Annotated in this window: 13 protein-coding genes; 10 read left to right on the top strand and 3 right to left on the bottom strand. The window is 62.6% G+C overall.

Annotation, left to right across the window (positions count from 1 at the left end; all coding sequences use genetic code 11):
- Position 1 precedes the first annotated feature (1 nt).
- The 3 genes from KFO72_RS33280 to KFO72_RS33270 are packed head-to-tail and all read left to right on the top strand — an operon-like array spanning position 2 to position 3,698.
- The gene (locus tag KFO72_RS33280) at positions 2-1,552 is read left to right on the top strand and encodes a TolC family protein (RefSeq protein ID WP_107201795.1); all 1,551 of its coding nucleotides are present in this window, start codon (positions 2-4) and stop codon (positions 1,550-1,552) included.
- A complete protein-coding gene (locus KFO72_RS33275; protein ID WP_225033879.1) occupies positions 1,549-2,676 on the top strand; it encodes an HlyD family secretion protein in 1,128 nt (375 codons plus the stop codon). The genes KFO72_RS33280 and KFO72_RS33275 overlap by 4 nt, the downstream gene beginning before the upstream one ends.
- 8 nt (positions 2,677-2,684) lie before the next feature.
- Positions 2,685-3,698: a DUF2955 domain-containing protein gene (locus KFO72_RS33270; protein WP_062916346.1), complete on the top strand. Its 1,014-nt coding sequence runs from the start codon at positions 2,685-2,687 to the stop codon at positions 3,696-3,698.
- Between the two features lie 42 nt (positions 3,699-3,740).
- On the opposite strand, the gene KFO72_RS33265 is transcribed toward KFO72_RS33270, so the two are convergent.
- Complete coding sequence (locus KFO72_RS33265; RefSeq protein ID WP_225033878.1) at positions 3,741-5,474, bottom strand: SulP family inorganic anion transporter; 1,734 nt, start codon at positions 5,472-5,474, stop codon at positions 3,741-3,743.
- 463 nt (positions 5,475-5,937) lie between these two features.
- On the opposite strand from KFO72_RS33265, the gene KFO72_RS33260 reads away from it, so the two are divergent.
- From KFO72_RS33260 to KFO72_RS33240, 6 genes are all read left to right on the top strand, one after another.
- The gene (locus KFO72_RS33260) at positions 5,938-6,525 is read left to right on the top strand and encodes a YSC84-related protein (protein WP_054935217.1); all 588 of its coding nucleotides are present in this window, start codon (positions 5,938-5,940) and stop codon (positions 6,523-6,525) included.
- A gap of 939 nt (positions 6,526-7,464) precedes the next feature.
- Complete coding sequence (locus KFO72_RS33255) at positions 7,465-7,872, top strand: rhodanese-like domain-containing protein (protein WP_054935218.1); 408 nt, start codon at positions 7,465-7,467, stop codon at positions 7,870-7,872.
- A 133-nt stretch (positions 7,873-8,005) separates the two neighbouring features.
- Complete coding sequence (ftrA, locus tag KFO72_RS33250; RefSeq protein ID WP_107201793.1) at positions 8,006-8,971, top strand: transcriptional regulator FtrA; 966 nt, start codon at positions 8,006-8,008, stop codon at positions 8,969-8,971.
- A gap of 39 nt (positions 8,972-9,010) precedes the next feature.
- Complete coding sequence (locus tag KFO72_RS33245; protein WP_225033877.1) at positions 9,011-9,583, top strand: nitrogen fixation protein NifQ; 573 nt, start codon at positions 9,011-9,013, stop codon at positions 9,581-9,583.
- A gap of 251 nt (positions 9,584-9,834) precedes the next feature.
- Positions 9,835-9,957: a hypothetical protein gene (locus KFO72_RS42160; protein WP_257841612.1), complete on the top strand. Its 123-nt coding sequence runs from the start codon at positions 9,835-9,837 to the stop codon at positions 9,955-9,957.
- 26 nt (positions 9,958-9,983) lie between these two features.
- Positions 9,984-10,907 (top strand): recombination-associated protein RdgC, encoded by a 924-nt coding sequence (locus tag KFO72_RS33240; protein ID WP_054935219.1) that lies wholly within the window; start codon positions 9,984-9,986, stop codon positions 10,905-10,907.
- Positions 10,908-11,009: 102 nt separating this feature from the next.
- Here KFO72_RS33240 and KFO72_RS33235 read toward each other — a convergent pair whose 3' ends face one another.
- Together KFO72_RS33235 and KFO72_RS33230 are read right to left on the bottom strand one after the other, a co-directional pair.
- Positions 11,010-11,231 (bottom strand): hypothetical protein, encoded by a 222-nt coding sequence (locus KFO72_RS33235; protein WP_036001337.1) that lies wholly within the window; start codon positions 11,229-11,231, stop codon positions 11,010-11,012.
- A 139-nt stretch (positions 11,232-11,370) separates the two neighbouring features.
- Positions 11,371-12,279 (bottom strand): glutamate/aspartate ABC transporter substrate-binding protein, encoded by a 909-nt coding sequence (locus tag KFO72_RS33230; protein ID WP_225033876.1) that lies wholly within the window; start codon positions 12,277-12,279, stop codon positions 11,371-11,373.
- Positions 12,280-12,488: 209 nt separating this feature from the next.
- Here KFO72_RS33230 and KFO72_RS33225 point away from each other — a divergent pair, with 209 nt between their 5' ends.
- Positions 12,489-12,914 (top strand): hypothetical protein, encoded by a 426-nt coding sequence (locus KFO72_RS33225; RefSeq protein WP_107201792.1) that lies wholly within the window; start codon positions 12,489-12,491, stop codon positions 12,912-12,914.
- Positions 12,915-13,036 lie beyond the last annotated feature (122 nt).

The following is a 13,036-nucleotide window of genomic DNA, read 5'->3' as shown; positions in this document are numbered from 1 at the left end:
CGTGTCGCCTTCGACCCGCGCATACGGAATGGCGGCACTGCATGCGGCAGCTTGCCTGAGCGGATGCATGCGCGTGGGGCCGGACTTTCATCCGCAGCATGAAAGCTGGAGCGAACACTGGAGCAGCACGTCGATCGAGCAGGTCACGCAGCAGGCGGCGCAGCCTGACGTGCGGCAGTGGTGGCAGATATTCGACGACGGGAATCTGGAACGTCTGATTGCCGAAGCCGACGCAAACAATGGCGACCTGAAAATTGCCGGCCTGCGCGTGGTCGAAGCTCGCGCGCAACTCGGCGTCGCGCTCGCGGGGCGCTACCCTCAGGTGCAGCAAGTCAACGCCGACGTACTGTATTCGGCGCGCAAACGCTCGGATGGATTCAATCCGCGCTCGGGTGGTTACTGGCAGTACGGCGCGGGCTTCAGCGTCGGATGGGAGCTGGACTTCTGGGGGCGTTTCAGCCGGGCCATCGAGTCGGCCGACGCCGCCTTCTTTGCCGCGCAAGCCAATCGAGATGCCGCCCTGGTCCTGTTGCACGCGCAGGTCGCCGATACGTATTTCACGCTGCGCACCGCCGAGGCGCGGCTGCACATCGCGCGTGAGAACGCCCAGTTGCAAAAGCGCAGTTACGAGATCGCGCAAAAGCTTTTCAAGAGCGGCGAGACGGATGAACTGGACCTGCAGCAGGCGAAGACGCAGTATCTGGGCACGTTGAGCAGCATCCCGGAGCTCGAAAGCCAGGCCGTGCTGTCGCGTCACGCGCTGTCCGTGCTGCTGGGCCGGCCGCCCGGCCCGTTGCCGGAACTCGACATGCAGCCAGGCAAGGCGGGCGTGGTGCCGCTGGTGGACCATGCCGTGCTGCAGGACGTCCCGGCCGATCTGCTATTGCGCCGGCCCGACGTTCGCGCTGCCGAGTATCAGATGGCCGCGCAATCGGCGCTCATCGGCGTGGCAAAAGCCGACCTGTATCCGTCCGTGTCGCTGGTGGGCTCGCTGGTCTGGAGCGCGAGTTCGCTCACGGGATCGCCGAACACGCTGGCGGTCGTAGCCGGCCCGAGCGTCACGTGGAACGTGTTCGATCATGGCAGGATCGTCAACAACGTGCGCGTCCAGGATGCCCGGCTGCAACAGTTGACGGTCGGCTATCAGAACATCGTGCGCGAAGCGGCGCGCGAGGCCGATGACGCCGCGACGGCGCTGATCGCCGGGTTGCAGCGGGACCGCATCCTGAACGACGCGCAAGGCGCGGCGCGTCGCTCCCTGAAGCTCGCCAATACGATCTACCGCGAAGGCTATTCGGACTTCCAGCGCGTACTCGATGCGCAGCGCGCCCTGTTTGCCCAGCAGGACGCCTATATCGTGAACCGCAGCAATGCCGCAGGCAGTCTGATCGCGCTGTACAAGGCGCTTGGCGGAGGCTGGTACACGGAGCAGCCTCTCGTCGATTCCGCGACCCGCGCGCAGATGCAGCAGCGCACCGACTGGGGCGACTTGCTCAACGAGCCGGACGCGCCGTCGGCGGCAGCGATTCCGTCCGCAGGTTCGTCCCGATGAGCGACACGCCCGAACCCTCCAATGCCGCACCGGCACCCACAGCGCCGCCCGGCGCCGATCGCTCCGGGAGGGCCGTGAAGTGGGTGGTCGGCCTGATCGTCGTGAGCCTGATCTGGTATCTGCTCGCCGACCGCTTTACCCCTTATACGCAACAGGCGCGCGTACAGGCGTATGTGGTGCCCGTGGCCGCGGAAGTATCGGGACGGGTGACGCGCGTCCTCGTGCATAACAACCAGGAGGTCAACGCGGGTGACGTGCTGTTCGAAATCGATAGCGAGCAATACCGGATTGCAGCCGACCGCGCGCGCGCCGACCTCGAGTCCACGCGCCGTCAGATTGGCGCCAGCACGGCGGGCATCGATTCGGCGTTGGCATCGCTGCGTGCCGCCATCGCAAACGAGGTCAAGGCGCGACAGGACAGCGAGCGGCTCGAACGGCTGTATCGCGAAGACGAGGGCACGATCTCGCTGCGGCGCCTGGAGGTGGCACGAGCGACCCACGAGCAGGCCCAAAGCCAGGTGTCGGCCGCGCGCGCCGAGGTGCAGCGCGCACGCGAGCAGCAGGGCGGTCAGGACACGGAGAACGCGCAATTGCGCAGCGCGGCCGCCGCCGTGCAAAAGGCCGAACTCGATCTGGCTCACACGCGGGGAACGGCTCGCTCAGGCGGCGTCGTTACCGATCTGCGTGCCGAGGTCGGCCAGTTCGCGGCGGCCGGCAGTGCGGTGATGACGCTGATCGCGATTCGCGACGTCTGGATCAGTGCGGACATGACCGAGAACAACCTGGGCCACCTGCGGCCGGGCACGCCTGTGGCGATCGCGCTGGACGCACTGCCGGGTGAAGTTTTCGAAGGACGGATTCGCAGTATCGGTTATGGCGTGAGCGTGGGGCAAAGCACGCCGCCCGGCAGTCTGCCTACGGTGCAGAACAGCCGCGACTGGCTGCGCCCCGCGCAGCGCTTTCCGGTGATTGTCGAGTTCGAGCGCGACGAGCGCGCGCGTCTTCGCAACCTTCGGGTCGGCGGGCAGGCTGAAGTGATGGCATTTCCGGGTCAGGGCAATCCCCTCAATCCGCTTGGGCGCGTGTTTCTGCGCGCGATGAGCTGGGTCTCGTACCTTTATTGACGACGTCCATGGAAAACACGCTCGAGGTGCCCAGTCGTCGTGCGCTGCGTGTTGCGACAGGGACGGCGCTCTGCCTCACGATCAGTTTCGCGCTGGATCTGCCGATTCCCGTGGTCGCGCCCGTGTTTGCCGTCTTTCTGCTCGCGACGCAGAACCGGCCGCTGTCGCTCAGGGCAGGACTGGCTTTTGCATTGGTCGTCGCAGTGACTACGGGCAGCGGCCTGCTAGTGGTGCCGTTACTTCGGTATTACGCGTTCGCGGGCGTGCTGATCATCGGGCTGATGCTCTTTCTTGCCTTTGGATATGGACTACGCGGCGGGAACAATCTGGTTGCTACGTTTCTGGTGGCGGGACTGACGATGGTCTCCGCAGCGGGCACAGCCGACTTCCAGCTAGCCATGACGGTGGTCGGCGCACTCGTGAAGGGGCTTCTGCTTGCCGTGCTGATGGCGGCTCTCGTTCATGGTCTGTTTCCCGAACCCGCGAGCACGCAGCCCGCGCCCGCCAGGAAGGCATTGCCCAACGAACAGGCCGTACGTATCGCGCTGCGCGCCGTGCTCGTGGTCATGCCTGCGTACCTGCTCGCAATGACCGATCCGGCGAGCTACATGCCCATCATCATGAAGTCGGTCAGCCTCGGGCGGCAGAGTTGCACCACCACGGCGCGCAGTGCGGCGCGCGAACTCATCGGTTCGACGCTGCTGGGTGGCTTGCTCGCAATCGCATGCTGGTTTGCACTCAGGCTCTTCGTGCACTTGTGGATGTTCTTTCTGTGGATGCTGCTGTTCGGTCTGCTGGTAGGACGCAAACTTTATCGCATCAGCCCGACACGCTACTCGCCGGGTTTCTGGCTGAACGGGCTCGTCACGATGATCATCCTGCTCGGCCAGTCAGTGCAGGATAGCGTGGCAGGCAAGGACGTCTACACCGCGTTCGCGGTGCGCATGGGACTCTTCCTTGCCGTGACGGTCTACGCGTGCCTGATGCTTCAGCTTTTTGACCGTTACGGCCGCGCGCGATGACGGGAGTCCGCGCGCATTCGCGGCGGGAACGGCTCGCATCTTTCAGGTGCCCGATTTGCCCAGATGGTCGTCGACGGCACTGCCCAGGGTCGGATGAAATCGTTCGTCGCCAATGAGGTCCATCAGTTCGAAACGCTTGAGCTTGTCGCGCACGGGGTCCTTCAACTCGGCGAAATGCAGCGCGATGCCGCGCTCGCCCAGAATCCGGATCAGTTCCCGCAGCATGTCGGCGGAGGTGACGTCCACGCTGGTCACGGGTTCGGCGGCCACCACGACCCTGCGTACGGGTGTTGGCGATTCGTCGACGGCCTCCAGCACGCGCTCCTGGAACAGTTCGGCGTTGGCGAAGAACAACGGCGCGTCCCAGCGAAACAGCACCAGCCCCGGAATCCGCGTGGCGTGCGGATAGCGCTTGATGTCGTGGTATCCGCGCACGTCTTCCACGCGGCCAAGAACGGCGTAATGGGGTCGCCAGCCGTCCCACAGAAACTCGATGACCGCGATCGCGATTGCGATGCCGATGCCGGGAATCGCGCCGAAAACGGCAACACCGGCAAAGCAGACAATGGAGAGCCAGAACTCCCATTGCTGGATGCGGTAGATACGCCTGAGATCGGCGAACTCGAACAGGCCGATGGCAGCTGCAATGACGACGGCGGCGAGGGCGCTGTTGGGCAGGTATCGCATGAGATTCGGAGCCGCCATCAACAGTGTTGCGACGGCCAGCGCGCCCACCACGCCCGTCAATTGCGTTTTCGCGCCGGCCGCTTCCGCGACTGGCGTGCGCGACGAACTGCTGCTGATCGGGAAACCCTGGAAGAACCCGGCCGTCAGATTGGCCGCGCCGAGGCCCACCATCTCCTGGTTCGGATCGACGCGACTCTTGAAACGTGCCGCAAAGCTCCGCGACAGCACGCTGGTATCGGCGAACGCGACCAGCGCAACGGCGCAGCCACCCACCACGATTTTGCCCAGATCGGCGCCGCTCGCCCAAGGTAGTACGAAGGACGGCAGCCCTTGCGGGATCTTTCCAAGCACTTTGACGCCCAGGCTATCGAGGTCGAAAACGCTGACGCTCAGCGTCGCGAGAATGACCGCGATCAGAATGCCCGGTACTTTTTCGAAACGTTTCAGGAAGAGGATCAGTGCGAGGCTTCCGGCACCCACTGCAAAGCTGTACCAGTTGGCTTTCCCATCCGCGATGGCCGTGCCCAGGCTCAGCAGGTCTCTTAGCGGACCTCCCTCGTCGATGGAAATGGCGAACAGCTTGGGCAACTGGCTGATCAGAACAGTGATTGCAATGCCGTTCATATAACCGTACCGGATGGGCTTCGAGAGCAGTTCGGTAATGAAGCCTAGACGCAACAACCCCATGCAGATGCAGAACATGCCTGAGACGACAGCCATCATGCTTGCGACGGCAATGGCGCGCGCCGGATCGCCCGGTGCGATCGAGATAACCACGGCCAGAATCGGCGCTGCAAGGGCGGAGTCCGGGCCCAGTACGAGAATACGGCTGGGTCCGAAAACGGCATACACGAGCAGCGGGACGATCGTCGCATAGAGCCCGTAGACGCCGGGCACGCCGGACGCCTCGGCATAGGCAATCCCGACAGGCACCAGCATGGTGGTGAGGACAAGTCCGGCGGCGATATCCCTGGGCAGCCAGCTGGCCTGATACTCCCTTAGCATGGCGAGGCCGGGCAGCCAACGCAACCATCGGCGGGTTCCGGTTGCAGCATGCCCGGCGCGGGAGATCGATGTGTCGGGTTGCATGATCGCGATGCGTGTGATTGAACGGTAGTGGCAAGCCAGACTGGGGAGTCATCGTCTAACGCCTAGAATAGTTCAGGCATGCAAAAGACAACAGAACGCGGGACTATCGTAAGTACTAGTGTGGGTATGGGTTCTTTTGCGTGTTTTCCCGGTGCTTTCCTCCTATGTAACTGTGCCTGGTCGACAGGAAATGAAAGATCTCTGGTTCAGATCACGTCGACGGCAACCCGTGGCGTTCCTGCAAGATGCCGCTCGCGCAGATTGGACCAAGGTCCAATACCCCCATTGCTATCTAACGAATAGACTGATTGGCGACGATATTCCGTGCCCGCTCACGATTGTGCATTGCTGCTTCATGCAGCCATTTATGTGAACTGCGGTAAGCGTCGTCTTTGAGATCGTTGGGTTATTGCATTTGTCCACCGCAAACATACGTCGACCCTGAGTCACGACGGAGGCGAACATGAACAGAAGAGGCTTTGTACAGATGGGCAGCACTGCGCTTACGGTCGCGGGCCTGACACTCGCGGTTTCCCCGCTCACACTGAGTGACGCGTTTGCCGGTGAGTCGAACGCGGCTAAACGACAGGAAATCGATGCCAAGGTGAACCGGACGCTGTCACGGCTATACGAGACAGTAAAGGGTTCAAAGGAACTCGTCGCAAAGGCGAATGGTGTTCTCGTGTTCCCCTCTGTGCTGAAGGTCGGTTTTATTGCGGGTGGCGAATACGGTGAAGGTGCGTTGCATGTGAAGGGAAAATCGGCCGGCTATTACAGCACGGTGTCGGGCTCGTTCGGCTTGCAGGCAGGTGCACAGTCGAAGGCCGTCATCTTCCTGTTCATGACGCATGATGCACTCAACGACTTTCGCAATTCAAAGGGGTGGTCGGTTGGTGGTGAAGGGTCGGTGGCGCTGTTAAAGGTTGGAGCCAATGGAGAGATCGATACAACAACGGCCACTGCACCCGTCGAAGCGATCGTGCTGACCAATGCCGGCCTGATGGGGGACGTGTCGCTTTCCGGCACCAAGGTGTCGCGACTAAAGATCTGACGGCCAGACAGCGGGTTCGTCCGATCCGGTTATTTTCGATTGCTTAAGGCCGCGAAATGACCGCTGGCAGCACTTGACGCGATGAAGTTAATCCCGTGAGCCCGGTAGAAAATATGCCGTAAAAACGAATGAAATTGAGACGATCCTGCTTTTTTATACCGATATCGCCGATGCGTGGCTGATGGATGACTAAACTTAGCGAAGGTGTTGCGCACTGACAGAAGGCAGACACCATGCGGCTCGCGCACGTCAGCAGGCAACGCCGGAGAAGTTGGATACGGCCCGAATGGGCCATCAGCACCAGCAAGGCAACGCCATGGAATTTCTGTTATTGGCCACGATTTTCCTTACTTCGACTGGATTTCTTGTCAACGCAGGGGTCTCGCAGGCCCCGTCGGCGGTTACTGCGCCTGCGTCTGCGTCTGTGTCTGTTTCCGGCGCTAGCGAAGGCGGGGCTATGCTGCAGCCCGCTCCTGAATTCCCAGGCATGAATGGCTTTCTTCTTGCGCAGCCTGATAGGGCGACTGTTGCCAGCGCATCGCCGAACTAATGCTTGAAGGTGGCGCCGATTGCGGCCACAACGATGTCCTCGAACAAGGTAATTTGAAGTCGGAGTCGAGAATCAAAAACGGTCGAGTGATACAGCTTTTATCCCTGACCGTCATTCGACTCGTGCCAGAAACTTTGACCTCAGCCTGCGAGCTTCGACAGCAGCAGGTTCATCGAGTGCGGCTGCCGGACGGTCGCCGCAAAGAATTTGCCTCCCACTGGTCCGCTCCGGACACGACCGCCGCCCACGACCGACGCGATGTTGACCGACCGCATGCCTTTGACGGTCCGATGGCGTGATGTTACCGCGAGTAGTCGCTTGCGCCACTGTCGTGCGTTGCTATCGAGGCGGAAAATGCACCTCATTGCAACTGCTCGAGGAGCTACAAGATGTCACCCGTCACCGCTGTTGCCGCTGCTGATAGCACGGCCGCGCTTGCGCATTTCGCGGCGTCGCTCGCCTTCGAAACCGATTGCGCCGATGTGCACGCGGCGTTGTCAGGAGGCCCGAGCGCAACCGATTTCGTGTTGCTCGATGTACGAAGTCCGGCGATGTTCGCGCGAGGTCATGTGCCGGGCGCCGTTAGTCTTCCGCATGGCAAGATCGTCGCGTCGAAGCTGACGGATTATCCTTCCGACACGCTGTTCGTGACGTATTGTGCGGGTCCTCACTGTAACGGCGCGACACGCGGAGCCATCCGGCTGGCCCAGCTCGGTCGCCCCGTGAAGATCATGGCCGGAGGCATAACCGGATGGATAGATGAGGGCTTTCAACTCGCGACCGTCGAGGCCGCCTAGTGCACGCGAGTTTGGGAGTGTGGTGCGAGCGCCGCACGGCAGGCAGGGAGAGATTTCGCCGGTGACCGGTGACCGGAAAGCGGGCCGCACGCCCGCGAATGGCGCAACTTCTGATCTCCGGTAATATCACGCCATGCAAGATCATCTCGTCGCGGCGCTCGTCTACGACCGCCTGTGCACTTTCGAATTCGGTTGCGTGACCGAACTGTTCGCGCTCGAGCGCCCGGAACTCGGCGTGAAGTGGTATCGCTTCGCCGTCTGCGCGGTCGAAGCGGGGCCGATTCGCGCGGCGGGCGGGATCGGTATTGCTGCACCGTATTCGCTCAAGATGCTCGATCGGGCGTCGACGATCGTCGTGCCCGGCTGGCGCGATCCCGACGAGCGTCCGCCCGAGCCGCTGCTGAAAAAAATCCGCGCGGCCGTGGGGCGGGGCGCGCGTGTCTGTTCGATCTGCTCGGGCGTGTTCGTGCTGGCTGCGGCGGGCGTGCTCGACGGCAAGACGGTCACCACCCACTGGCGGTACGCGGACAAGTTGCAGCAGCGCTATCCGCAACTGCGCGTGAAGCCTGATGCGCTCTATGTCGACGAAGGCCAGGTGATTACGTCCGCGGGATCGGCGGCCGGGCTCGACATGCTGTTGCATCTCGTGCGGCGCGACTACGGCAGTGCGATTGCGAACCGTGTCGCGCAGCGGCTCGTCGTGCCGCCGCATCGCGACGGCGGCCAGGCGCAATTCGTGCCGCGTCCGATGCCGCAGGACGACGGCGGCCGTCTCGCGCGGCTGATGGACTACGTGCGTGCCAACCCTGCGCTCGCGCATACGCTGGCGTCGCTCGCGGGCCAGGCGGCGATGAGTCCGCGCACGTTGCAGCGGCAGTTCCGCGACGCGACGGGCATGGCGCCTTACGACTGGCTGATTCGCGAGCGCGTGGCGATCGCCCGCGAACTACTGGAATCGCCCGCCGATCTCCCGATGTCGCGCGTCGCGGAACTGGCCGGCTTCGGGTCCGAGGAATCGCTGAGGCGGCATTTCCGGCGCATCGCGTTGACGAGCCCCGGTGCGTATCGGAAGAAGTTCGGTGCGTCGGCTGTGGCGTGACGTCGCTGCGCCATGCTCGATGCGACAGGACACGATTGCATGACAACGGAGTCGAATCACGCACGTGATGCGGAAGTCGCGCGGCTGCTCGATCACGCGCCGCAGCGCAACGCAGCCGATACCATCATGTTCGCGCGGCTGATCGGCGCGAAGCTGGCGAGCGGCGAACTGCTGCATCTCGGCTTGACGCGGGCTGCGCTCGAAGCGTTGCGCTCACGTCATTTCCCGGACGCGAAGTCCTTGCATGCCGTGCCCGAGCCTATCGCCGTGCACGAACATCGGCCTTTCGTCGATGCATTGCACGCTTTCCTGCTGCATCACGAGTCCTCGCTTGCGGCGACGGATGACGACGCACTATGCCTCGCGACGATCATCGGCACGGCGTGTCTGCGCCCCGATCACTTGTGGCGCGATCTTGGACTCGACGGACGTGCCGATGTCACGGCGATCCTCACGCGCCACTATCCGCAACTCGTCGCGCGCAACACGGATAACACGCGCTGGAAGAAATTCCTCGCGCGCGAGCTGGCGGGTTCCCAAGGCCGCAAGCCTGCGCCCGCGCCGGGCTGTCCCGGTTGCGAAGACTACAGCTTCTGCTACCCATCGCGCTAAACCTGTTGCCATGCTGCGCGGAGGCATTCGCGCAAACCCGGACGTAGACGCTCGAAGTTGAGCGAGACTCATACCCGGCATCAAAAAACATCGCTTCATCGTCGAATAAAACGGACCGCACAATCGCGATGCCATGTCACGCCCCTGCGTCGGGGCGGCGGGTCGCGTCATCCGCGCGGCCGATCACAACGAGATTCAAGACCTTCCCTGCAGATGGATTTGCATGGGCATCCGGAGATGTGGAAACGTGGGTGCCCGCCAATGTCGCGGCGAAGGTGCAGGCGGGCCTGGCGGGCCGATTGCGCAACATCTGGGTCGGAAAAGTTGGCGGCGTGGTGAAAACAAAAATCGGCCGCGCCGCCGCTGTCATATAGAATGACGCGCTTTGCCCGTTCTCGCCATGTGGTTCAAGAATCTACAGCTTCACCGTCTTCCCGCTCCGTGGAAAGTGAGCGTCGAGCAAATGGAAAAGTGGCTCGAGCCGCACGCGTTCCAGCCGGCCAACAGCGTCGAGACGACGCGTCAGGGCTGGGCGTCGCCGCGCAATGACGGCTCGCTCGTCTACTCGACCAACAAGCAGCTGCTGCTCACGTTCCGCGCGGAAAAGAAACTGCTGCCCGCTTCCGTCGTCACGCAGGTGACGAAGGCACGCGCGCTTGAACTCGAAGAGCAGCAGGGTTTCAAGCCCGGCCGCAAGCAGATGCGCGACCTCAAAGAGCAGGTCACGGACGAACTCCTGCCGCGCGCATTCAGCATCCAGCGCGATACGCGTGTGTGGATCGACACGGTCAACGGCTGGCTCGCGATCGATTCCGCCTCGCAGGCGCTTGGTGACGACGTGCTCGGGCTGCTGGTCAAGTCGGTGGATCGTCTGCCGATCACGAGCGTGCGCGTCGCGCAGGCGCCCGTTTCGGCGATGACCAACTGGTTGCTCGCGGGCGACGGCCCCGTCAATTTCACGCTGGACCAGGATACCGAGCTGCGCTCGCCCGCGGAAGGCAATGCGACGGTGCGCTATGTCGGTCACGCGCTCGAAGCGGACGACATGCGCCGTCATATCGAAGCGGGCAAGCAGTGCATGCGTCTGGCGATGACGTGGAACGACCGCGTGTCGTTCGTGCTGACGCCGTCGCTGACCATCAAGCGCGTCACGCCGCTCGACGTCATCAAGGAAGCCGCCGATCCGACCGCGCAGAATGACGACGAACAGTTCGAGTCCGATTTCACGCTGATGACGGGCGAACTGGCGAAGATGCTGGACGGCATCGTCGAAGCGCTCGGCGGCGAACTCGACGACGGCATCGCGTCGGCCAAGGCCGCATAACGCGCGCCGCCGTGCCGGCGCGCTGTCACGCCAGCCGACACAGAAAGGCCCGCGCGAAGCGGGCCTTTCAGTTTGCGCAAGGCGCCCGGCGCGCCGCGTCAATCAGTCGAACATGTTCCTGAACGCAACGGCGACGATCACGGGCACGCACATCACAAGCGGTATGGCGAAGTAAGGCACTTCGAGATCCACGTACCAGCTATAAACGAGCCAGCCGATCCCCGCACCCAGCGTACCGATGCCGATGAGCGCGGTCATGACGTTCAGCAGCGTGGGCGACGGTTTCCAGCGCGTCTTTTGTTCTTTGGGCGAAGGCGGGTTCATTGCGGCTCCGAAGCAGATCGTCACGAGTTGCTATTCGTTCGATTTTACTCCGGCGGCTTGCGCGCGGCTCAATAACCGTTGCCCGTCGCGGCTGCCCCGAAAGGCCCATGAAGGGCGGCACGGGTGTCGGCCGCCAGATTTATTCGAACGCCTTGTCGTTCGGATTCTTGTAGAGGGCGCGCAGGTTCTCGCTCATCGGAAAGTCGAAGTTCATGTTTTTCGGCGGCACGGGTTTCATGAACCACCTGTCGTACATTGCGTCGATCTCTCCGCTCTTCATGACCTGCGCAAGCGTGTCGTCGACGATCTTGAGGAAGGCCGGGTCGCCCTTGCGCAGCATGAAGCCATACGCTTCCGACGACTGCGGCGTGCCGGTGATCACCCAGTCAGCAGGCTTCGCCGTCAGCGTGCGCGTGCCCGCGAGCAGCACGTCGTCCATCATGTACGCGACGGCACGGCCCGTCTCCAGCGTCATGCGGCCTTCGCCGTAGTCCTTCGCGCTGATGATCTGCATGTTCATCTTCTTTTCTTCGTTCATCTTGCGCAGGATGCGTTCCGACGTCGTGCCCTGATTCGTCACGACGGTCTTGCCGGCCAGATCGGGAAAGTCCTTGACGCCGGAATCCTTGCGTGTGAGCAGCCGTGTGGTCGCGACGAAGAACGTATCGCCGAACGCGACCTGGTTCTGACGCGACGTGAGGTTCGTCGTCACGCCGCATTCGAGATCGACGGTGCCGTTCTGCACCAGTGAAATGCGATTCTGCGACGTAACGGGAATGAAGCGCACCTGCAGGTTCGGCTTGTGTGTTTTGGCCTTCACTGCGTCGATGATCCGGTTGCACAGATCCTGCGAAAAGCCGATCACCTGATTGTTCGCATCGACATATGAGAACGGCACCGACGTCTCGCGATGGCCGATCGCGATCAGATTGGCGGCCTCGACTTTGGCGAGCGTCGGCTGCGCGTCCTGCGCGGTGGCAGTCGTCGTTGCGGTGAGGCAGGGCGCCGCGACGCACAGGGCAAGCGCGAGCGAAGTCAGTCGGTTCATTGCAGGTCCTCTGGTCGAATCCGTAACGTGTTTACGAATGTTGCCATGAAAATAATTATTGCAACATATGTTTTACCCTTAAATGTATTGGTGGCAGCGGCCGGGCGCAGTCAATGTGCATGGCACGCGGCGGTGGCATGATGAATGCGGCCGTGCTTTCCACTGTGGCCCTGTGTACCTGTCCATCAACGAGATCAAGGAGAAAACCGATGCACGCCGTTCGCCAATGGATCGCTGGCGTTGCCCTTGCCGCGACGCTCGCCGCGCTGGTTCCGTTGCCTGCCGCTGCGCAGGCCAACCCGGGCGCGCCGCCGCCTGCGCCCGCCGGGGACGGCACGTTCTTGCTGACGATCTTTCTGAAGCACGACCAGTCGAAGCCGCTGCCGAAGATCAACCAGCAACTGGCCGAGCAGGGCTTCTACAAGGCGTTTCCGCCGCCCGGCATCGAAGTGGTGTCGTGGTACGTGATGATGGGGATCGGGCAGGTCGTTACGCTACGCGTGCCGGCCGACCGGCTGCGCGAAGTGAACCGTGCGATTGAGGAGACCGCGTGGGGCGGTTACAGCACCGATTTCTACCCGACCTATGATTACAAGGCGATTGCCGAGCAGGCGCGGGCGAAAAATGGCAAATGAGTTGTCGGTTGGTACCACGGTTTGTCGGTTGGCTTGATTTGCTGTTGGCATCCGCGATTTGGCTTTGCGCTGGCATCCGCGTTACGTTAGCGTGCTTCAGGCGTCGCCCCTGTGCGGGGCGG

Origin of the sequence: Paraburkholderia sp. XV, assembly GCF_020177535.1 — a bacterium.
GTDB classification, from domain to species: domain Bacteria; phylum Pseudomonadota; class Gammaproteobacteria; order Burkholderiales; family Burkholderiaceae; genus Paraburkholderia; species Paraburkholderia caribensis.
The sequence above is the reverse complement of the archived record's forward strand: the minus strand, read 5'-3'. Positions and strand labels throughout refer to the sequence as shown.